Here is a 20,218-nt window from a genome sequence, read left to right as displayed (position 1 = left end):
ACCCCCATATTTTTGTTCGCGAGAACATTTTTTTTGAAAAATAAAAAATTTTTGTAATATTTATATACTTTATTTTTTTTTATTTGTCAATTTTTGTTTTATTTACAACTTTTAGATTTCAAAAAGCACTTAAAATATAGTGTTTTGAACTATACTTCAAGTGCTTATCCTTTTATATTATTTTATTGTCTCCTGCGAACCAACCACAAATACATGTAATAAGTGTAATCATCATTAAAACTATAAGTGGAAGTGTCCAGTTGTGTGAGAAATCATAAAGATAACCTATAATTAATGGTCCTGTTGCTGCTAATAAATACCCTGCTGATTGAGACATACCTGATAATTGACTCGATTTAGAAGAGTTTGAAGTTCTAAGAGTTATAAAGATTATTGATAAACTAATTAACCCTCCCATACCTAAAGACATTAGAATAACTGAGATTAAAACTAATAATTTAGTTTTAGCAAGTATCAATAGCCCCATTCCTAAAACATATGAAATACATATAAAGATAACTAAACCTTGCTGCTTTTTAAATTTAGTTCCTAGTGATGGAATTATTAATGTTACAGGTATCGCTGTCAATTGAAAAACTAAAGCCATTGTACTTGGGTACGAATCTCCTAAGCCCTTTGAACTAACAACTGATGGTAACCAAGCTACTAAAGCATAGAATATCAACGATTGAAGTCCCATGAAAAATGTAACCCACCACGCCAATCTATGTTTCCATATACTTTCTTCCTCTTTCTCTAACACCTTATCTAAATCGTTTTTTAAAGTTGAAGGTGCCTCTTTAAACTGAACTTTTTTTTGAGACATCCAAATTATCACTGTAAAAAAAGTTAAAGCTCCCCAAACTCCTAAAGCATTTTTCCAACCTAAATTTTTAGCTAGAAAAGAACTTCCACCAGCTCCTATAGCAGCAAATATACACATACTAGCTATATATAAACTTGTAACTAATCCAACTCTATTTGCAAAATGCTGCTTAATTATACTTGGAATAAGTACATTTCCCGTTGATATTCCCACTCCTATTAGAAGTGTTCCTAAAAATAACCCTTGAATATTCGTATAAGATCGAATATAAATTCCGATAAAAATAACTACTAAAGATATTATTATTAACTTAGAATATGGATATTTTTTAGATATCTTTGGAATAATTGGTGATATAAAAGCAAAAGCCAATAGTGGAAGTCCTGTTATTATTCCAGCTCCACTACTTGATAATAAATACTCATTTTTTATTAAATCTACTATTGATCCCACCGCTGTAATTGGTGCTCTTAAGTTAAAAGATAGAAACATTATTCCTAAGATTAACAGTATTTTTTCAGATTTTTTCATTTTTTATTTTCCTTTCTCCAGTACATTAGCCATGTAATATAAAATTATAAAGATATTATCTTTTTTACAATCTCTTTAGCGGAGATTTCATCTCTATTTTTTATAGATAAAAATAGCTCTTTATGCAGCTTATCTATCTCTTCAACACTCTCTTTTTTCTCAATTTTAGAAGCTATATAAGTTACAAAATATTTAGATATATATTGATAAAGATCTATTAGTAACACATTGTGAGTAGCTTGTGCTATTGACATATGGAAGTTTATATCTGCCTCTGTATTCTCTTTCACTTCATCTAAATTATTATTTCTATTTTTTAAACTGAACTCTATTCTATCTAAATCCTCTTCAGTTGCGTGCTTTATCGCTAAAACTACTATATTCTCTTCTAAAAAGTTTCTCACTTCTGAAATATCTTTACTATCAACTTTAATTAGAGAGTTAATTAACTCAACTTCTAATCTTTTTTTAGCAATAACAAAAGTTCCCTTTCCTTGTTTAGCTTCTAGTAATCCTGCTTGAATAAGCGATTGAATAGCTTCTCTCACACTATTCCTACTAACTTTGAACATCTCCATAAGTTCTGGTTCCGTGGGTATTTTATCTCCAATTTTATATGTATCATTTAATATTAACTCCTCTATAGCTTGAGAAACCTGCTTTGGTAAAGAGTTTTTTATAATATTCATCTAGTCCTCCTATCATCCTACGTTTTTAATTTGTAAAAAGAAAACATACTTTTTAAGTATGTTTTACTTATTATATCATAAGTATATCTATTTAGCAATTTATTTACTACAAAAATACTCAGGATATTTTGCTTCATATTTTTTAATTACATCTTTATAGTTTAAAAGATGCTTCTCTATTAGAGTATCAATATTTTTTTCATCTTTATTTTTTATTAGCTCTACAATTTTTATATGTTGATTTAATGTAGCTTCTATATTTGTTTTCTCTAGAGCGTCTAAAAGTCTAAGTCTATCGTAATGAGTTGATAATCTTTTTATAGCCTTCCAGCTATTTTTTTTATTATAGTGCTCAAATAAAATATAGTGAAACTCATTATCCAATGTAAAAAATTCATGTAAATCCCCATCAAAATTTAGAATTATCTTTTGATACTCTATATTTTTTTCTAGTTTCATCACTAATTCATCTACATTTTTATCCTGTATCGCCATTTTCAATATTCTCTCTTCACACGTTTCTCTAACAAATATAGCTTCTTCTACTAAGTTATAATCTATCTTAGAAACAAAAGACCCTCTTTGAGGAAAAACTTGAAGTAACTTCTCCTCTACTAACTGAACTATAGCCTCTCTAAGTGGTGTTCTACTAACGTTTAATATTTTGCTCAGTTCAATCTCCCCAATTGATTCCCCTGGCTTTAAATTTAGACTCATAATATTCTCTCTTAGAACTCTATAGATGTATTGTCTTGTATTTTCTTTAGAATTTTTATTTACCCCTTCTAATCTCATCCTTTTCTCTCCTATCTCTCTTTTTATATATTATATCAGCATTTCAGATAAATGTATACTAGTCATACTAATTAAAAAAATTACTCAATTGTATTCTATATAAAATAACAAAGGAAACATACTCTTTTTTTTGTATTCTAGAGAGTATCAGAGGTGTATAAAATCAAATTTTTTAGGAGGGTTCAATGATAGATATAGGTACGATATTTTTAATCTGTTTAATTATTTATATTTTAGTAAAAAGAAGAGATCTTATTAAATTAAACCTAAGAATAGAGCGTATGCAGTATATACTTTTTATAGTTTTCGTTATATTTTTACTTTTTATAATAAACTTCTTAGACAAAAAAGTAGCTTTTATGATTTCTAGTAGTTATCCTCAAGGGTTACTTGCTAACTACCCTGCATTAAATGAAACTCTAACAGATATTTTTAAAGTGATAACACGTCTAGGTGAACCTAATTACTTAGCTTTTATAGCACTTCCTGCTTTCTTATATTTTAGATATAAGAAAAATACAAAGCTTCAAACTTTAATATTAAGTGCTGTTGTAATCATGATGTTTGGTTCTTTAATTTCTACTATTTTAAAGGCTGTTTTTATGAGAAGTCGACCTTACCAAGAGTGGAATAATTTTGGTTTTTACTTTATCACAGATGTCCTACAAAAAAGAGTTCCTTATAACGGAGACTATATGTCATTCCCATCAGGACATACTATGGTAGCTTCTTGTGCTTTCTTCTACTTAGCTATGATGAATAAAAATATTCATATAAAGATATTTTGGTCAATTATTCCAATCCTTGTTGCTCTTTCAAGAGTTTATCTGTCGTATCACTGGTTAAGTGATGTTTTAGCAAGTTTACTATTGGGTCTTTTCCTTGCTAAAAAATATAGAGACAGCCTTGATCCATCCTCTTTAAATGATTTAAGCTAGGTATTTTATACCTAGCTTTTTTATCCCATTAGAATAGCTTTAATAGCTCATCCCTATTCATCTTTAGAAGTTCACGTTTCTCTCCATCTAAAACTTCACTAATAACTTTAGATTTCTCATCTTTTATAAGATTTATCTTTTCCTCAATAGTGCCCTTAGTTATAAGTCTAAATACATTTACCACATTTTTTTGTCCCATTCTATGAGCTCTATCTGTAGCTTGATTCTCTACAGATGGATTCCACCAAGGATCAAAGTGTATAACTGTATCTGCACCTGTTAAATTTAGTCCACTTCCTCCAGCTTTAAGAGAGATTACAAATATATCCCCCTCTCCACTATTAAACCTCTCAACTAAGTTTAAACGTTCTTCAACCTTAGTTTTTCCATCTAAATATAAAATATTGTAATCATCTTTTAAATGATTTTTTATTATACCTAACATCTCTGTAAATTGAGAGAAAAGTAACACTCTATGTCCTCCACTTTTAGCCTCTTGAAGAATTTCTAAAAGAGCATCTAATTTTGCACTCTCTCCTTTATAGTCCTCAATAAATAGCTTTGGATGGTTACATAGCTGACGAAGCCTTGTTAAACAAGAGAGTATCTTTATAGCGTCACTACCAACAGCTTCAACCTCTCTTTTATATTTTTCCAAATACCCTAGATATAACTTTCTTTGCTTTTCACCTAACTCAACTACAACATCTTGTTCAATTTTATCTGGAAGTTCTTGTAGAACCTCACTCTTTGTACGTCTTAATATAAATGGTCCCACAACACTTTTTAAACTTTTTAGATTATCTAAATATCTCTTTTTAAATGTTGTATGCTTTCCAAGATACCCTGGAAAAGCAAAATCAAATATACTCCAAAGCTCAAGTATGTTGTTTTCAATAGGAGTACCTGTAAGAGCTATTTTAGTTTCACCCTTTATCTCTTTTATAGCACTAGAAGTTTTCCCTAAAATATTTTTTATGTTCTGTGCTTCATCTATAATTATATTAGCAAACCCCTCTTTAAATGGCATCTTTTCATATAGATCTAAATCATTTTTTAATACTCCATAAGTAGTTATTAAAACCTCACCACTTTTTAGATTTTTAATAGCCTCTTCTCTTTCCCACTTTACTCCTACACACATTTTAACTACTATACCCGGAGCAAATCTTTCAAACTCACTTTTCCAGTTATAAACTAGTGATTTAGGAGCTATAACTATACTTGGTAACTCTCTTTTTTCCATTGCTAAATACACTATAGTTTGCAGTGTTTTTCCAAGTCCCATATCATCAGCTAAGATTCCTCCAAGACCTAGTTTTTTAAGAGTATTTAACCACTGAACTCCATAGAGTTGATAATCTCTTAGAATAGGAAAACTCTTTTTAATAGAGGCTTCTTCCTCTTTACTAGTAATAGATTTTAGATTATTTTCCATCTCTTTAAAATTTTCATCTAAAACCAGATTTTTTATCTTTTTTAAAGTTGAACTTAAAAAGTAACTATAGTTTTTAGCTCTTGATATAACTCCAGCCTCAATCTCTTTTTTACTAGCTTCTGAAATATCTAAAAGGTCATTTAATTCAGCTAATTCAGAACTATCTCCTATATCAATAATTCCACCATTTTTTAAAAGATAGTATTTTTTCTTTTCACGAACTGCAGTTAAAAATCTAACTACTTCATCCTTATCTATTCCATCTATATTAAAACTGATATCTAAAATATCAGTAACCTTTGTTTCTACACGATAACTAGCAGTGGTATAATTTTTATTTTTAAACTCCTCAGAGTAATACATCTCATAGTATCTCTCTAACTCTGGTATTCCCTCTACTACAAACTTATATATACTTTCAACATTTGTAATGTGATAAGCTCCATTTTCAAAGTTATTTTTATAATCTTTTAAAACATCTTTATAAAGTGAATATCCTTCAAGTTGGTCACTTAAAATTATAACTCCATCTAAATCTCCCTCATACACCCCATCATAGAATCTTTTCGTATAAACCTTTAATCCATAGGTGTTATATGAGTCTATATAGATTTTATCCTCTGTCTTTTTAGGTGTATAAACCCTCTTTTTTATATCCTCAGATAACTCTAATTTTGCCATTTTCTGAATAGAGTTCATAACTACAGGAAGATTACTTTCACTAATTACCATAGTTTCACTTCTACTAGTTTTTTGACGAATTTTTTTATAAATCTCTATATCATCACTTGAAACTCTATAAAATACTGGAGTTCCATTATCTAAGTGAAGCAGTGTTCTCTCTCCTCTTTGAATAAAATTAGATATATTTTTAAAAGCTAGTTCAATATCACTACCTGAATTTTTTACATCTATCTCTAAAATCTCTTTTAAACTACCACTTTTTAAAGTTATCTGATCTCCCTCAACTAGAATATCTATAAGTCTATCAAAGCTAAACTTATTGCTTAATATAGTTGAAAGATTAAACTCTCCATAGTAATTTTTTTCTAATATCCCCTCATACTCTTTTAGAAAATCTAAAAACTTTTTCTCCCACCCTTGAAAATAATCTGTTGCAGGATTATACTCATAAGACTTTCCAAAGTCAAAAGATGTAAGACCATAAGCTTTTAAAAACTTAGATAGTTTATTTGTCAGTTTATAGTTTTTGTCTTTTGTTACAATCTCTATATCCAATTTAAAATCTATATATCCCCTTATGTTTTCAATTTTAGGGGTGATTTTTAAAAATATTAGATTTTTTTTCTCACCCATTGGATTTTTTAAAAAATCTAGATGGATATCTATGGCTACTTTTTCCGCTTTTTCTTTTTTCAACACAAGGTTATAAGCTGCCATAGCAACAGCCACAATGTGTTTACAAGGTTTTGTATTCTCTCTAAAATACATACAGCTACAATTAAAATCTAAAACTTCATCACTGCTAAAAATAACTTCAGTTTTATAGTTTAAATAGTTGCTTCCCTTAACTATTCCCTCAAGATTACGAACTCCCTCTCCGTAATACTCCTTTTCTACACCATAAAGTTTGAAGTTCCCAGCTTTGCCTCTATTGTAATAGTCTTTCCCACGACTATAAATTGTATATCCAACTTCATTTTCTAGTCTTTTCAAAAAATCCAATTGTACCCTCCAACTTTTTTCTTTTATTTTATATTATATGGTGGGCTCTTTTGTCAAACAGTTTCTCTTAAAACCTAAGCAATTTTTTTGTACTCAAAAGTTGATAATTCAAAAGCTTCATTTGGAGTAGAATATCCTAAAGAACTATGTCCTCTTTCTGAGTTGTAAAAATTTAAATATGATTGGATTCCTTTGTATAATTCCAGTGTTGTTTTATGCTCGTAAAGATATAAATAATCATATTTAATTGTTCTCCAAAATCTTTCTATCCAGACATTGTCTAAACAACGGCCTTTTCCATCCATACTTAATAAAGCGCCTGATGAAAGCACTGTTTCGATAAACTCATTACTTGTATATTGACTACCTTGATCCGTATTTAATATTTCTGGTGAACCATAAGTTTTTACTGCTTCTTTGTAACAATTAATGCAGAAATCTTTAGACATACTGTTTGACAATTCCCAAGTTAGTATTTTACGACTATAAACATCAATTATTGCAGTTAAATACATAAAACCTGTTGGTGTTTTTAAATACGTAATATCAGTTGACCATACTGCATTAGGCTTTTCAATCTTTAGATTTCTCAAAAGGTAAGGGAATTTCTGCGCTCCAGCTTTAGGTTTACTTAAATTTCTTTTAGGTGCAATTCCTTTAAGGTTTAGCTGCCTCATGAGTCTTCTAATGACTGATCTTTTTACAGGTATTCCAGCTCTATTCAAAGCTGCAGTAATACGTCTAGAACCCGCTGAAGGATCTAGACTGTATTGTTCCTTTATTTTTTCTTTTAATTGAACCTGAATATCAACTTTAGGCCTAGGAGCGTAATAGTATGAGCTTCGACTAGCGCCAAATATTCTACATTGTTCTGAGATGCTAAAATAAAGGTTTTCTTCGATTAAAGAAACTGGATTACCTAATAAATCAGCTATCTCTCGAGCTTTTTTTTTAACCAATCGTTCTCAGAGCTAAGTTTACCAATTTTAGCATAAAGCTCATGTTGTTGCTCTTCAAGAAGTTCAATCTTTTTAGAGCTAGACATATCTTTAGAAAAAACAGAGATACCCGCCGATTTAAACTCATCTACCCAACGAGATATTTGAGAAGGTGCAATATGATGTTCTGAAGCGATTTCTTGAAGAGTTTTTCTTTCTTTAAGTGCTTCCAAAACAACTGCAAATTTAAATTCTGGTGAATATGATTTTCTAGCCACAACCTCATCCTCCTAGTTTATTTTATGATATATTATACCTCAAAATTTTGCTTAAGGTAAGAGGGAAGCTGTCTTAAATCGTTAACCCATTATATTATATCATAAAATCTTTCTTTCAAAAATTATAAAAAAACCAGACAACAAAATTGTCTGGCCTTTTTAGTTTGAGAATCATTTTTAGTCAGGGGCATATTCTCTCACTTTTTATGTAAATTCATTTGGTGTACTCTATTTTGTAATTTTAACACCATGTTCTCCTCCAAATAAGCTTTAATCTATCATCTCCATAAACTCCTCTTTTAACAAGAATATTAAAATTTTTAATTGAATCTTTATTTAATTTTTCCTCTTCAATATTAACAATCATAAATTTGTTCTTTTTAAATAATTTAATCATAGAATCCTCTGAATAAGGTAAATTATTTTTTTTATTTAAACTAGGAACTCTTGAACAAGCGTAGATACCATATATTTTCTCGTAAAAACCTTTATCAATCTCTTTAAAAATCCCTCTCATTAAAAAACTTTCACCACTAAATGTTTTGCTTCCAAGAGTTGCTAGAAATAGAGCGTTCCCATCTTTCTTATGAGTTTTACAAATACCATTTTCTGTTATTAATTCCCATCTTTTTTTAGTAATTATATCTCTTGCATTTAGTCTTATAAAATATGCATAAGCTACAATCTCTCCATTTTGTTCTCCCACCCAGTATCCTTCAGAATGAATCTTATACCAACTTTCTAATATCTCTTTACTTAACTCATTCTTTGAAATACTTTCTATTTTAGAAAGTTCCTCTAACTCTTTTTCTGTTAACTCTTTTTTTCCAAAAAGATTTCTAATTTTCATAATATCTCCTTTCTCCAAAATATATGATAACTAAATCATAACTTTTTTATTTCGTATTTGTATCCTATTTTTTAAATTTTTAATAAATTTTTTAAGATATAAATGCGACACAAAAATGTTAAACTATAAAATACAACATTAGAGGAGGAGATATTTATGATATTAATTGTTGAAGATTCTTTAGTTATTAGAAAATTAATTGTAGAGGTATTAGCAGAAAAAAATATACCTTCAATGGAAGCAATTAATGGCGACCAAGCTTTAAAACTTATGAAAAAAAACACTTTTGATTTAGTTATTGTTGATATAATGATGCCTAAAATAAACGGATTAGAATTAACTAAAATAATCAGAGAGTTTTCAAATGTTCCTATTATATTTTTAACTGCTCTTTCTGATGAAAAAAATCAAGTTCAAGCATATAATTCAGGAGCTGATGCATATATAACCAAACCTTTTTCTCCTCATATTCTTCTTTCCATTGTTGGAAGATTTTTTGAAAAAAAAGAGGATATTAAAACTATCGGTAACTTAAAAATTTTTTTCAAAAGTAAAAAGGTTCTTTTAAATAAAAAAGAGATTACTCTTCCTACCAAAGAAAGAGATATACTCTTTTACTTAGCTGAACATATGGGAGTTGTTAAAACAAGAGACCAAATTTTAAGTGCTGTGTGGGGGTATGACTATTTTGGGGATGATAGATCTGTAGATAAACATATTTCGAGATTACGATTTTTTTTAGAAGAAGGTGGAGCTTATATAAAAACAATAAAAAAAATCGGATATAAATTTGAAATTTAAGGAGAAAAGATGAAACTTAAACCTAAACTAATAATAATTTTATCGAGTATATTCTTTCTAACATTACTTTTAGATTTCTATTTAGGAAATTTATATTTCGAAAAATATTTTAGATTTGCCAAAATTAAATCTTTAGAAAAAATAGATTTTATTTCCAATGGCAAATTAGAGCCTGATAAATTAACAGAATATAAATTTTCTAAAAGTGCTGATGTTATTTTACTTAATAAATACACAAATAAATTTATCAAACAAAGTGATTTTACATATTTTATTTTAAAAAATAAACAGCAAAAAAATATTGTTTTTTTAAGTCCTTATATTAACAAAATATTTTTACAAAATAAATTTTCTTTAAATAAAAACGAAAAAGTAATAGTGAAAGCCATTAAAATTTTTAATAACTATTTAATGGCTTATGAAATTGAAAAAAAAGATGAAACAATAAAAGATTTTGATATTAATCTCAATAAAAGTAAAATAGTTACTCTTTCTGGTGAAGTTTACACAACGCCAAATAAAGGATTAGAAACAGCCAATGAATTTTTGGAACTATACCCTTATTTAGATTTAACAGCTGTTCAAAATAGATCTATAGAGTTAAAAGATAAAAGAAAATTTCAGTTAATAACAACAGATATTGATAGATTTAAAGTTTTAATATTTTATAAATTTAAACCAGTTAATGAGATATTTCCTATGTTAAAACTCTATTTTTCAATGAAAATAGGACTTCTTATTTTAGTAACTGTTTTTCTAGGATTTTTAATTGAAAAACTTATTATTAAACCTATTATCTCCCTTGCAAATAACACTAATAAAATAGGAAGTTTAAATCACAATTTCTCTTTAAACTATTCATCTAATGATGAAATTGGGTATCTTTATAAAAATATCAAAAGAATGACTGAGAAATTAGAAAATATAATTTACTTTTATAAAAAAGAAAATCAAGATAATATAAAATCTAAATTAGAGTTTGAAAATGAATTAAAGCTCTTTATGCATGAAATAAAAACTCCTTTATCTGCTATAATTGGCTTTACTGATCTTTTTTTAGAAAAAAATGAATCTGAAAATATAAAAATAGTTAACGAAGAGGGTAAACGTCTTTTACGGTTAGCAAATGAACTTATTCATAAAAAAAATGTTACAAATCAAATTGTTTTAAACAAAGAGGGTTTTGATATTACAGAATTAACTGACCTTATTTTAAAAATCTATGAAAATGAACTACAAAACTTAAATGTTGTATTTCTCTCACCAAGTATCTTTGTAAATGCAGATAAAGAAAAAATAAAACAAGTTATCATAAATTTATTGTCAAATGCTATAGAACATGCCAACTCTTTAATAAAAATAGATATTGAAGAAGATATCGAAGGAAAAATTAAATTTACAATTGAAAATGATGGAGAAAAATTAAGTAATAAAAATTTAAATAATATCTGGAAAAAATATTATTCAACTAAGAGTAATCATGGAAGAGGGTTAGGACTATATATAACTTCAGAAATTATTAAATTGCATGAAAATACGTATGGAGTGGATTTAACTGAAAATGGAATAGCCTTTTACTTTTATCTTGATAAAAATGAATAAAATATCCCCCACTTCTTTTTTAAGAAATGGGGGATATTTTCAATATTTAAATGCTCTAATTTATTGGAATTTCAGGCTCACTAACTGGAACTGCCTCTTCAGTAGTGATGGGGGTTTTTATTGATTCTTCAGCCTGAGATTTTAAAATAGGCTGATCCTCTGGACTTACATTTAAATCATCACTTCCAGTTCCTGATTCATTACATGCTACAAATAGACACATTAAAAAAAATCCAAATCCTATTTTTAAAATTTTACTTTTCATACCTATCCTTTCTTTAAATGATGCTACAATAACAAGTTGTATATTTTGTTAGCACTTTATAATCCATAGTTTCTCTGTAAAGCTGTAATTTCTCTTTTAAAAATTCATCACATAAAATACAGCCTTTTGGAACATCAATAGAGCTAAATATTTCGTTAAAAACCCCTAATCTTATAGGTATATTTTTATACCTTTCATTAGCTTCTATTAAAAGTTTATTCACAGTCCAAAGATTTAGTGGTGTATATTGACCTGTTTTGTAAAGCTTGTATGCTTTTGTGTTGTACATAATACATCCTGATTTCAGTTCAACAAATGAAACTCCTCTCTCTACAACAAATTCTAAACTTTTTAAAACATCTTCATAAGCTTTTTTATCAGAAATATTTTTTATAGGGGGCTTTATAAAAATATACACCAAAGCTTTTACATTTTCACTTTTTAAAATATACATAGCAAGTTCAAAGTTATTATTACTAATGCCTTTAGTCAGTACTTCATTTCTTATTTTTTCACTGTAAGTTTCTAATCCTATTGCTACTACTAAATTTTTAGCCTGTAACAGAAATTTTAATCTTTGGATATTCTCCCTTGTTATAAATTCATATCTGCTTTCTATATAAATATCTCTTACTGTTCCTTGTGCACCAATAAAACTTAAAATTTCATTTTGAACTTCATCTTTAATTTCAAAAAATGATCCACCTACATAAAAAAATACTCTTTTAATATTGACATCTAAATATTTTTTATATTCAACTTTAACTATTTCAACTAAATTACAATAATATTTTCTAGTAATTTTATTTATAATATCTTGAAAACCACAATGGTAACAACCACCTAAAGTTCTAGCCCAAAAACAACCTACAGGCAGGAAAAAAACTAGTTCATTTTCAACTTCATTATTTTCATAATTCCCTACTTTTCTAATATAACTTAACTCTATTTCTCGTCCTTTCAATATATCTTCTTTTTTCTCTTTTTTACTCATAGTTTTTAACTCCTAAAACTACATGTTAAATTTATATCCTAAAGATAAAATAACTCTCGAGTAATCTAAATTTTCTTTTTTTCCATTCTCAGGTTCTATCTTTGCAAAAGTTACTTGATACATAACATCTGTAAAGAAATTCTCGTATTCAACTCCCCCTCCTGCTCCGACGTACGCACCATTATTAACTTTATTTTTTGCTGTTTCTTTAAAATTAAAAGCATATCCTAGATTTCCCTTTAAATATGGAGTCCATTGACTATCTAAATTAAAATCATACTTAAAAGTCATATAAACTGGAACAGAATCATACTTTCCAATGGAAGTATCTTTATTTTTAGGATTTATTTGATACCCTGTTCCAACACCTGCTTCAAAAGAATCAGTTACATTTCTAGTCATTTCAACTGCAAAAAGATAACCTAAATCTTTAGTTTTACCCTTAGAGTACTTTGAATATGCATCTCCTCCAAATCTTAAATATAGATTAGTTGAACTCTCTTCATCTTTAACCTCTATTACATCAGAAGTTATCGTTGCCTCCTCCTCTTCAATTAAAAAATCATCTAAAATAACTTTCTCTTCATTTACCACCTCTTTTTTTACCTCTGGCACTGATGTTGGTACCTCTTTTCCCAAAGAACATATTGCTAACAAACTGGCAAAAGATAGAATTAAACTTTTTCTCAATTAGCATCCCTCCACATGACATATTTTAAATCTTTAGTAACCTTCTAAATCCTAGTGTGGACATCATAACCTTTTTTTTTCGTATTTATATCCTATTTTGTAATTTTTTTAATAAAAAAAGCTAGAGTACAATTTTTACTCTAGCAAATGGCAATACTTTATAATTGAATATCTTTATTAAAAGTTATCCTCTAACATCAAATCGTTTCTTACCAGATCCTCATAGGTTTCTCTTTTAGAAACTAAATAACTACGTCCACCTTTTACAAAAACTACAGCTGGTTTTAGAGCCTTATTGTAGTTGCTACTCATCGAGTGTCCATAGGCACCTGTACAACTAACAAGAACTAGATCCCCTTCGTCACACTTTCCTAACTTTGTATCCTTTATAATTACATCTCCAGACTCACAGCACTTTCCAGCTAAAGAGATAGTCTCTCTCCTCTCTTCCTTTAATCTATTAGCTACAACACTTTCGTACTTAGCACTATAAAGAGCTGGTCTTATATTATCTGTCATTCCTCCATCTATAAAAACATACTTCTCTCCACCAAAAGTTTTCTTCTTTCCTCCAACTGTATAAAGAGTACTTCCAGCTTGAGCCACTATAGAACGCCCTGGTTCTATTGATACCTTTTCAATAGTGAAGTTTTCAGTTTCTAAAGTTTCTTCCAAAGATTTCACAATTTTTTTCATTAACTTTTTCAGATCTACATCTGTATCCTCTTCTGTATATCTAACTCCAAATCCTCCACCAAGGTTTATCTCAGGTATTTTTATATTTAACTTTTCCGAAATCTCCTTTGTGAACTTAACCATAGTTTCTATACCTTCACCAAATGCTAACTCATCAAATATCTGTGACCCTATATGACAATGAAATCCTAAGAAGTTTAGCTCCTGCTTTCCTACTATCTCTTTTACAATCTCCACTATATCCTTATCAAAAATAGACTCTCCAAATTTCGAAGTGTGCTTTGCTGTTTTTATATACTCATGAGTGTGAGCATCTATTCCTATGTTTAGTCTTAACATCACATCTATTTTTTTACCTAATCTTTTACAAACTTCAGCAACTCTTTTAGCCTCAAATCTATTATCTAAAATTATGCTTCCAATCTCACTACCTACACACATCTCTAACTCTTCTAATGATTTGTTATTTCCATGCATATGAATCTTTTTAGGATTTATTTTTGTAGATAGTATTGTATGTAGTTCTCCTGCTGAAACAGCGTCTATATCTAATCCCATTTTATCAACTACTTGAACCATCCCTTTTGACAGATAAGCTTTTGATGCATAAACAATAGTTGTTTTAAATTTCTCACTATGAAATCCCTCTTTTAAAGCTGTTGTTTTTTTCTCCATAAGCTCTAAATCATATATGTAAAGAGGTGTTCCATAGTCTTTTTGTAACTTTGTTACTAAAACTCCTCCAATTTCTAAAACTCCATCAACATCTTTCATAGTTCCTAAGTATTTCATATTAGTCTCCTTTTTCTTCATAATCTTTTAAAGCTATCTGTGTATACTTAAATCCCATTATAATTAAAGGTACGTTAATATATACCATCATTATATTTGTTAAATCACTTATTATCCAAATATTATCTAACTCTGCTCCTGACCATACACATGCTACTCCAAAAGGTATGAAAACTAGTGAAGAGATTAGTTTCATAATATTTAAAAATGCCTTATTTCTTGATATCTCAGTTGCTGAAACCTCTATAAAGGCTATCATCCCTAAAATTGTTGAGAAAGCAAACATTCCATAACATAGAGCAACTAAAAACTGAATAGGTTTTTCTAACATTCCAGGAGACAATACTTTTAGTGATGTTATAAAATAACCTAGCTTATCACTTCTTAAAGCCATAAAATCAAATCCATCTAAATTCCAAACATTAGCAATTATAACTAAGAATCCAGAGATTGTACAAATTACAAAAGTATCTACGAAAACTCCAAAAGATTGAATGAATCCTTGCTCCACTGGATGCTTTGCTTCTGCTGCTGCCGCTGCCATGGTAACTGTTCCTTGTCCAGCTTCATTAGACATCAGACCTCTTTTTATACCTTGTTGTAGTGCTATTCCCATAGCTCCTCCAAAGATAGCTTCAGGACTGAAAGCTCCTGCAAATACCGCTGTAAAAAAGTATGGAACTTTATCTAAATTTATTCCTATTAAAAATAGTGCTATTATAAAATATGTCACTGCCATTATTGGAACTATAAAGTCTGTAGCTAGTGCAACTCTTCTAATTCCACCAAAGATAATTATTGTTGTAATTAAGATAATAGTTAAACCTATTACAATGTATAAAGTATCTGTTCTAGCATAAACACTTCCAGTAATTTGGCTAGCAACTGATCCAAATGCTGTAAACATATGAAATACCTGAGATGGTAATGTAAATAGTGCATAGAAAATATATGCCACTGCTATTACAAATCCAGCTAACTTACTATTGTTTAATAATCTTCTACCATAATAAGCTATTCCTCCAACATAATCATCTCCATTTTTCTCTTTAAAAATTTGAGAAAGAGTAGCCTCTACAAAACACGTTGCCATTCCAAAGAAAGCACTAACCCACATCCAAAATAGTGCTCCAGGCCCTCCTGCTAAAACAGCACCTGTTACTCCCATTATATTTCCTGGTCCAATTCTTGTAGCACTACTTAGTAAAAAAGAAGCCATTGGAGATATTCCAATTTTAGTTTCATTTTTTACTTTTAAAATATCTATACTTCTTTTAAAATATCTAATCTGTACAAAATTTAATTTTAGAGTGAAATATAGCCCACACCCTATTAGTAGTAAAATAGCTAGTGAAAACTCCCCTATTATTGGGATACTCTTATAAAACTCAAAGTTTCTTGGAAACTCCCACAGAACATCCGTTATTGGATTTAAAAAACTAAAAACATCATTTACCCTACTTAAATAACTCATATTTAATTCCCACCTTTTTTAATTTTTTACAATTTTTCATATATTTTATATTTTTCCAATAAAAAAAACTACCAAAAAAAATTTAATGGTAGTTTTGTAAAATTTCACTATATGATATATAAGAAAATTGCTTTACAACTTTGGATAGCACAACATTAGATATCTAATGACAGTTATATAGATATTCTCTATATCCCCAATAAAAATTTTGACGAATTTTTATTTCGGCAAATTCCCCTTTCAACTGACTTCATAGCTTTGTCTAGCTCCACCAACTTACTCTTGTCCTCTGCAACCTCTACCTTTGTATTTTTTATTAGACACATAATATCACACAAAAAAATTTAAAGCAAATTTTTTTTATAAAATTACTGAAGTCCCTTTAAATATTCTTTTAAATCTTCACTTGTTTCACTATTACGTAATCCAAATTCAATATTAGCTTTTAACAATCCAATTTTATTTCCAATGTCATATCTTATTCCATCAAAATTATAAGCTAACACTTTTTTATTATCATTTATCATAGCTAAAATTCCATCTGTAAGTTGAATCTCTCCACCTTTTCCTGGAGCTGTATTTTCTAAATATTGGAATACATCTGGAGTTAATAGATATCTTCCTAAACAAGCTTTTAATGATGGAGCTTCTTCTAATTTTGGTTTCTCTACAAAGTCACACATAACTACAGTTTTAGAATCTAAATCTTCCACTGGTTTTATAACTCCATATTTTGATACATCTTTAGGTTCAACTTCTTGAACTCCAATTATAGAATGACCATACTCTTCGTATTTCTCTATTATTTGTGCAGTTACCTCTTTCTCTGGATTATACATAATGTCATCTCCAAGAGCTATCACAAAAGGATCATCTCCTATAAAACTCTTTGCTTTTAGTATTGCGTGTCCAAGTCCTAGTGGATGATTTTGTCTAACATAATAAATATTTGCCATTCCATGAATAGTTTTTACTTTTTCTAAAAGTTCATCCTTTCCATGTTTAGCTAGTGTATTTTCTAATTCAAAAGAGTGATCGAAGTGATCCTCTATAGAGTTTTTATTTCTTCCAGTTACAATTAGTATATCTTCTATTCCTGATTCTACTAGCTCTTCAACTATATATTGTAGAGATGGTTTATCAACGATAACTAGCATCTCCTTAGGTTGTGCTTTTGTTGCAGGTAAAACTCTAGTCCCCAATCCTGCTGCAGGTATAACAGCTTTAGTTACTTTTTTCATCCTTTTCTCCTTTAATATAATTTTAAATAAAATTTCCCAAAAGATTTTCTTTTGGGAAGTTTTTTTATCTATTATTATACATCTCTTCATAATACTTTTGATAATCTCCAGATGCTACTTCTTCTACCCACCCTTGATTATCTAAGTACCATCTAATAGTCTTCTCTATTCCTTCTGTAAATGGTGTTTCTGGATACCATCCAAGTTCAGTTACTATCTTAGTTGGATCAATGGCATATCTTGCATCATGCCCTAATCTATCTTGTACGTAAGTTATTAAATCATAATTGATATTAGCTAAATCAGTAGTTAAAACTGCCTGATATTTTGGCTCCTCTTTCATGATTCTAGCTATTGTATCTATAGTAAGTTTTACTATATTAATGTTTTGCTCCTCATTGAATCCACCAATATTATATATCTCATGTGCCTTAGCATTAGAGATAACCATATCAATACCTTTACAGTGATCCATTACATATAACCAGTCTCTAACATTATCTCCTTTTCCATATACAGGAAGTTTCTTTCCAGCTAAGATGTTTTTAATAATTAGTGGAATTAACTTCTCTGGGAAGTGATATGGTCCATAGTTATTTGAGCATCTTGTTATGTTAAATGGAAATTTATATGTTTCTCCATAAGCCATAACTATCATATCTGATGCTGTTTTAGATGCTGAATATGGACTTCTTGGATCTAGTGGAGTACTTTCTGTAAACATCTTCTCTCCATAAGTTTGAAGGTTAGTTCTTCCAGTTGCAATTGCAGCTACTGCTTCATCTAAAATTAACTCTCTTGGAATATCAAAGTCTTTACTTAAACTTCCATATACCTCATCTGTTGAAACATGATGGAATTTTTTTCCTTCTTTATAGATTGGATATCCATTGCTATCTTTTCCAACTGTCCAAAAATTTTTAGCAACTTCCATTAGGTTTTGCGTTCCAAGTATATTTGTCTCTAAGAATATCTGAGGATTTTCTATACTTCTATCCACATGGCTCTCTGCTGCAAAGTTTACAACAAAATCAACATCATGTTGCATAAATATGTTTTCAACTAGTTCTCTATTACAAATATCACCTTTAACAAAAGAAACTCTAGAGTCTTTTAATTCTTCTCTTATTGTTCCAAGATTTCCAGCATAAGTCAGTTTATCTAATACAACTAACTTTATATCTTCATGCTTTTCTAACATATATTTAACAAAGTTTGCACCAATAAAACCTGCTCCACCTGTTACTAAGTAAGTTTTCATTAAAGTTCCCCCTTCTCTCTCATCTCATTTAGGAATCTATCTATTCCACTTTCCCAAGTTGGAATTTTCTCTCCTATAACTGTCTCTATTTTACTACTATCAAGCTTTGAATATTCAGCTCTTTTAGCTGGTAATATAAAGTCACTACTTTTAGCTCTGTTTAGAGTTCCTTTCCATCCAATAGAATCTAAAACATACTTTGCTTGATCATATTTTGAAGCTACTCCGCTATTACTTAGGTGATATAACCCATACTTTTTAGTTTCAAGAAGTTTTAATGAGTATAATGCTAAATCATATGAGTATGTAGGAACTGATACTTGATCATCAACTATTCCTAAAATATCTCTAGACTTACTCCAGTTTATAACTTGTTTGTTAAAGTTGTTATTAGCTATTCCAAATACCCAAGATGTTCTTACTACAAAACTTTTATCATAAACCTCTAATACTAACTTTTCACCTTCTGCTTTAGCTTCTGAATACACAGAAAGTGGCTTTGGAATATCCTCTTCTGTGTATGGAATATTCTTACTTCCATCAAAAACAAAGTCTGTCGAGTATGTTATATAATCTGCTCCTATCTCTTTAGCTACTAATGCTAAATCTCTTGGTGCTGCAGCGTTTAGTTTATAACACATCTCTATTTCTTGCTCTGCTTTATCAACATTGTTATAAGCAGCACAGTTTATAATAAGATTTATATTTTTATCTTTTACAAACTCTCTCACTGCCTCTATATTTGTAATATCCAGTTCTTTATAGTCAGTTGCTATAAAATCTAAATTTCTTTCTTTAAAAATTCTTTGAAAATCATACCCTAATTGTCCATTGGCTCCAGTAATCAGTATCATCCTATTACCACACCACTTTCTATAAACTCTTTAAGTGTTTGCTGCTTCTTATCTTTATCAGAAAGTAAAATTTCCTCTACTGATAATCCATATTTTTCAAAGTTCCACTCTATTCCTATATCAGAATCATTCCATAACACTCCTGAATCAAACTCTGGAGCATAATAGTCTGTACACTTATATTGAAACTCAGTGTTATCCTCTAATGTTAAAAATCCATGAGCAAACCCTGGTGGAATATAAAACATCTTTTTATTGTCTGCTGTTAACTCTACTAAATAGTGCTTTCCAAAAGTAGGGCTATCTTTTCTAAGATCTACCGCTACATCTAAAACAGATCCAGCTGTAACTCTAACTAATTTTCCTTGAACATGTTGCGTTTGAAAATGTAATCCTCTCAATACACCTTTTTTAGATTTTGAGTGATTATCTTGAACAAACTCAACATCCATTCCTATTTCAGAGAAATCTTTTTTAGAGTAACTCTCCATAAAAAATCCTCTGTTATCTCCAAATACAGTTGGCTCTATTACTATTAAATCTTTTATTCCTGTTTCAACTCTTTTAAATTTACTCATG

19 protein-coding genes and 1 riboswitch are annotated in these 20,218 nt (G+C 29.1%); of the genes, 3 read left to right on the top strand and 16 right to left on the bottom strand.

The window, feature by feature from the left end:
* Window positions 1-172 precede the first annotated feature (172 nt).
* From MKD34_RS00960 to MKD34_RS00950, 3 genes are all read right to left on the bottom strand, one after another.
* Window positions 173-1,357: a CynX/NimT family MFS transporter gene (locus tag MKD34_RS00960; protein WP_240219289.1), complete on the bottom strand. Its 1,185-nt coding sequence runs from the start codon at window positions 1,355-1,357 to the stop codon at window positions 173-175.
* 44 nt (window positions 1,358-1,401) lie between these two features.
* Window positions 1,402-2,046: a FadR/GntR family transcriptional regulator gene (locus MKD34_RS00955; RefSeq protein ID WP_240219288.1), complete on the bottom strand. Its 645-nt coding sequence runs from the start codon at window positions 2,044-2,046 to the stop codon at window positions 1,402-1,404.
* A gap of 99 nt (window positions 2,047-2,145) precedes the next feature.
* The gene (locus tag MKD34_RS00950; protein ID WP_240219287.1) at window positions 2,146-2,841 is read right to left on the bottom strand and encodes a GntR family transcriptional regulator; all 696 of its coding nucleotides are present in this window, start codon (window positions 2,839-2,841) and stop codon (window positions 2,146-2,148) included.
* A gap of 185 nt (window positions 2,842-3,026) precedes the next feature.
* On the opposite strand from MKD34_RS00950, the gene MKD34_RS00945 reads away from it, so the two are divergent.
* The gene (locus MKD34_RS00945) at window positions 3,027-3,779 is read left to right on the top strand and encodes a phosphatase PAP2 family protein (protein WP_240219286.1); all 753 of its coding nucleotides are present in this window, start codon (window positions 3,027-3,029) and stop codon (window positions 3,777-3,779) included.
* A 28-nt stretch (window positions 3,780-3,807) separates the two neighbouring features.
* Here MKD34_RS00945 and MKD34_RS00940 read toward each other — a convergent pair whose 3' ends face one another.
* The 4 genes from MKD34_RS00940 to MKD34_RS00925 form a co-directional block, all read right to left on the bottom strand.
* Window positions 3,808-6,903, bottom strand: coding sequence for a DEAD/DEAH box helicase (locus MKD34_RS00940; protein WP_240219285.1), 3,096 nt, complete (start codon window positions 6,901-6,903; stop codon window positions 3,808-3,810).
* Between the two features lie 74 nt (window positions 6,904-6,977).
* Window positions 6,978-7,862 (bottom strand): IS3 family transposase, encoded by an 885-nt coding sequence (locus MKD34_RS00935; protein WP_240219284.1) that lies wholly within the window; start codon window positions 7,860-7,862, stop codon window positions 6,978-6,980.
* Complete coding sequence (locus MKD34_RS00930; protein WP_240219283.1) at window positions 7,835-8,119, bottom strand: transposase; 285 nt, start codon at window positions 8,117-8,119, stop codon at window positions 7,835-7,837. The genes MKD34_RS00935 and MKD34_RS00930 overlap by 28 nt, the downstream gene beginning before the upstream one ends.
* A gap of 241 nt (window positions 8,120-8,360) precedes the next feature.
* Window positions 8,361-8,969, bottom strand: coding sequence for a hypothetical protein (locus MKD34_RS00925; protein WP_240219282.1), 609 nt, complete (start codon window positions 8,967-8,969; stop codon window positions 8,361-8,363).
* Between the two features lie 156 nt (window positions 8,970-9,125).
* Between MKD34_RS00925 and MKD34_RS00920 the strand changes: the two genes are divergently transcribed.
* Window positions 9,126-9,770 carry a response regulator transcription factor gene (locus MKD34_RS00920; RefSeq protein ID WP_240219281.1) on the top strand — a complete coding sequence of 215 codons (645 nt, stop codon included), beginning with the start codon at window positions 9,126-9,128 and terminating at the stop codon, window positions 9,768-9,770.
* A gap of 9 nt (window positions 9,771-9,779) precedes the next feature.
* Window positions 9,780-11,372 (top strand): HAMP domain-containing sensor histidine kinase, encoded by a 1,593-nt coding sequence (locus tag MKD34_RS00915; RefSeq protein ID WP_240219280.1) that lies wholly within the window; start codon window positions 9,780-9,782, stop codon window positions 11,370-11,372.
* Between the two features lie 55 nt (window positions 11,373-11,427).
* On the opposite strand, the gene MKD34_RS00910 is transcribed toward MKD34_RS00915, so the two are convergent.
* The 9 genes from MKD34_RS00910 to rfbC form a co-directional block, all read right to left on the bottom strand.
* Entirely contained in the window at window positions 11,428-11,637 is a 210-nt protein-coding gene (locus MKD34_RS00910; protein ID WP_240219279.1) for a hypothetical protein, read from the bottom strand.
* 13 nt (window positions 11,638-11,650) lie between these two features.
* Window positions 11,651-12,631, bottom strand: a complete 981-nt coding sequence (locus MKD34_RS00905; protein WP_240219278.1) for a hypothetical protein — start codon at window positions 12,629-12,631, stop codon at window positions 11,651-11,653.
* An 18-nt stretch (window positions 12,632-12,649) separates the two neighbouring features.
* Complete coding sequence (locus MKD34_RS00900; RefSeq protein WP_240219277.1) at window positions 12,650-13,321, bottom strand: outer membrane beta-barrel protein; 672 nt, start codon at window positions 13,319-13,321, stop codon at window positions 12,650-12,652.
* Window positions 13,322-13,498: 177 nt separating this feature from the next.
* On the bottom strand, window positions 13,499-14,809 hold the full coding sequence (gene lysA / locus MKD34_RS00895) for a diaminopimelate decarboxylase (RefSeq protein ID WP_240219276.1): 1,311 nt from the start codon (window positions 14,807-14,809) through the stop codon (window positions 13,499-13,501).
* Window position 14,810: 1 nt separating this feature from the next.
* Entirely contained in the window at window positions 14,811-16,283 is a 1,473-nt protein-coding gene (locus tag MKD34_RS00890) for an alanine/glycine:cation symporter family protein (RefSeq protein ID WP_240219275.1), read from the bottom strand.
* A gap of 137 nt (window positions 16,284-16,420) precedes the next feature.
* A riboswitch (Lysine riboswitch) is annotated at window positions 16,421-16,592 on the bottom strand.
* 59 nt (window positions 16,593-16,651) lie between these two features.
* Entirely contained in the window at window positions 16,652-17,524 is an 873-nt protein-coding gene (gene galU, locus MKD34_RS00885; protein WP_240219274.1) for a UTP--glucose-1-phosphate uridylyltransferase GalU, read from the bottom strand.
* 64 nt (window positions 17,525-17,588) lie between these two features.
* Window positions 17,589-18,785, bottom strand: a complete 1,197-nt coding sequence (locus tag MKD34_RS00880; protein ID WP_240219273.1) for a dTDP-glucose 4,6-dehydratase — start codon at window positions 18,783-18,785, stop codon at window positions 17,589-17,591.
* Window positions 18,785-19,639: a dTDP-4-dehydrorhamnose reductase gene (rfbD, locus tag MKD34_RS00875; RefSeq protein WP_240219272.1), complete on the bottom strand. Its 855-nt coding sequence runs from the start codon at window positions 19,637-19,639 to the stop codon at window positions 18,785-18,787. Before rfbD ends, MKD34_RS00880 begins: the two co-directional genes overlap by 1 nt.
* Complete coding sequence (gene rfbC / locus MKD34_RS00870; RefSeq protein WP_240219271.1) at window positions 19,636-20,217, bottom strand: dTDP-4-dehydrorhamnose 3,5-epimerase; 582 nt, start codon at window positions 20,215-20,217, stop codon at window positions 19,636-19,638. The genes rfbD and rfbC overlap by 4 nt, the downstream gene beginning before the upstream one ends.
* Window position 20,218: the final 1 nt, after the last annotated feature.

Source organism: Cetobacterium somerae, from assembly GCF_022430525.1.
In the GTDB taxonomy this organism is placed as follows: Bacteria; Fusobacteriota; Fusobacteriia; order Fusobacteriales; family Fusobacteriaceae; genus Cetobacterium_A.
This window is presented reverse-complemented; position numbering and strand designations above follow the sequence as displayed.

What these genes read in the sequence shown, in the direction of transcription:
- MKD34_RS00960 (WP_240219289.1), bottom strand. Translation starts at nt 1,357, where the DNA reads ATGAAAAAATCTGAAAAAATACTGTTAATCTTAGGAATAATGTTTCTA.
- MKD34_RS00955 (WP_240219288.1), bottom strand. Translation starts at nt 2,046, where the DNA reads ATGAATATTATAAAAAACTCTTTACCAAAGCAGGTTTCTCAAGCTATA.
- MKD34_RS00950 (WP_240219287.1), bottom strand. Translation starts at nt 2,841, where the DNA reads ATGAGATTAGAAGGGGTAAATAAAAATTCTAAAGAAAATACAAGACAA.
- MKD34_RS00945 (WP_240219286.1), top strand. Translation starts at nt 3,027, where the DNA reads ATGATAGATATAGGTACGATATTTTTAATCTGTTTAATTATTTATATT.
- MKD34_RS00925 (WP_240219282.1), bottom strand. Translation starts at nt 8,969, where the DNA reads ATGAAAATTAGAAATCTTTTTGGAAAAAAAGAGTTAACAGAAAAAGAG.
- MKD34_RS00920 (WP_240219281.1), top strand. Translation starts at nt 9,126, where the DNA reads ATGATATTAATTGTTGAAGATTCTTTAGTTATTAGAAAATTAATTGTA.
- MKD34_RS00915 (WP_240219280.1), top strand. Translation starts at nt 9,780, where the DNA reads ATGAAACTTAAACCTAAACTAATAATAATTTTATCGAGTATATTCTTT.
- MKD34_RS00910 (WP_240219279.1), bottom strand. Translation starts at nt 11,637, where the DNA reads ATGAAAAGTAAAATTTTAAAAATAGGATTTGGATTTTTTTTAATGTGT.
- MKD34_RS00905 (WP_240219278.1), bottom strand. Translation starts at nt 12,631, where the DNA reads ATGAGTAAAAAAGAGAAAAAAGAAGATATATTGAAAGGACGAGAAATA.
- lysA (WP_240219276.1), bottom strand. Translation starts at nt 14,809, where the DNA reads ATGAAATACTTAGGAACTATGAAAGATGTTGATGGAGTTTTAGAAATT.
- MKD34_RS00890 (WP_240219275.1), bottom strand. Translation starts at nt 16,283, where the DNA reads ATGAGTTATTTAAGTAGGGTAAATGATGTTTTTAGTTTTTTAAATCCA.
- galU (WP_240219274.1), bottom strand. Translation starts at nt 17,524, where the DNA reads ATGAAAAAAGTAACTAAAGCTGTTATACCTGCAGCAGGATTGGGGACT.
- MKD34_RS00880 (WP_240219273.1), bottom strand. Translation starts at nt 18,785, where the DNA reads ATGAAAACTTACTTAGTAACAGGTGGAGCAGGTTTTATTGGTGCAAAC.
- rfbD (WP_240219272.1), bottom strand. Translation starts at nt 19,639, where the DNA reads ATGATACTGATTACTGGAGCCAATGGACAATTAGGGTATGATTTTCAA.
- rfbC (WP_240219271.1), bottom strand. Translation starts at nt 20,217, where the DNA reads ATGAGTAAATTTAAAAGAGTTGAAACAGGAATAAAAGATTTAATAGTA.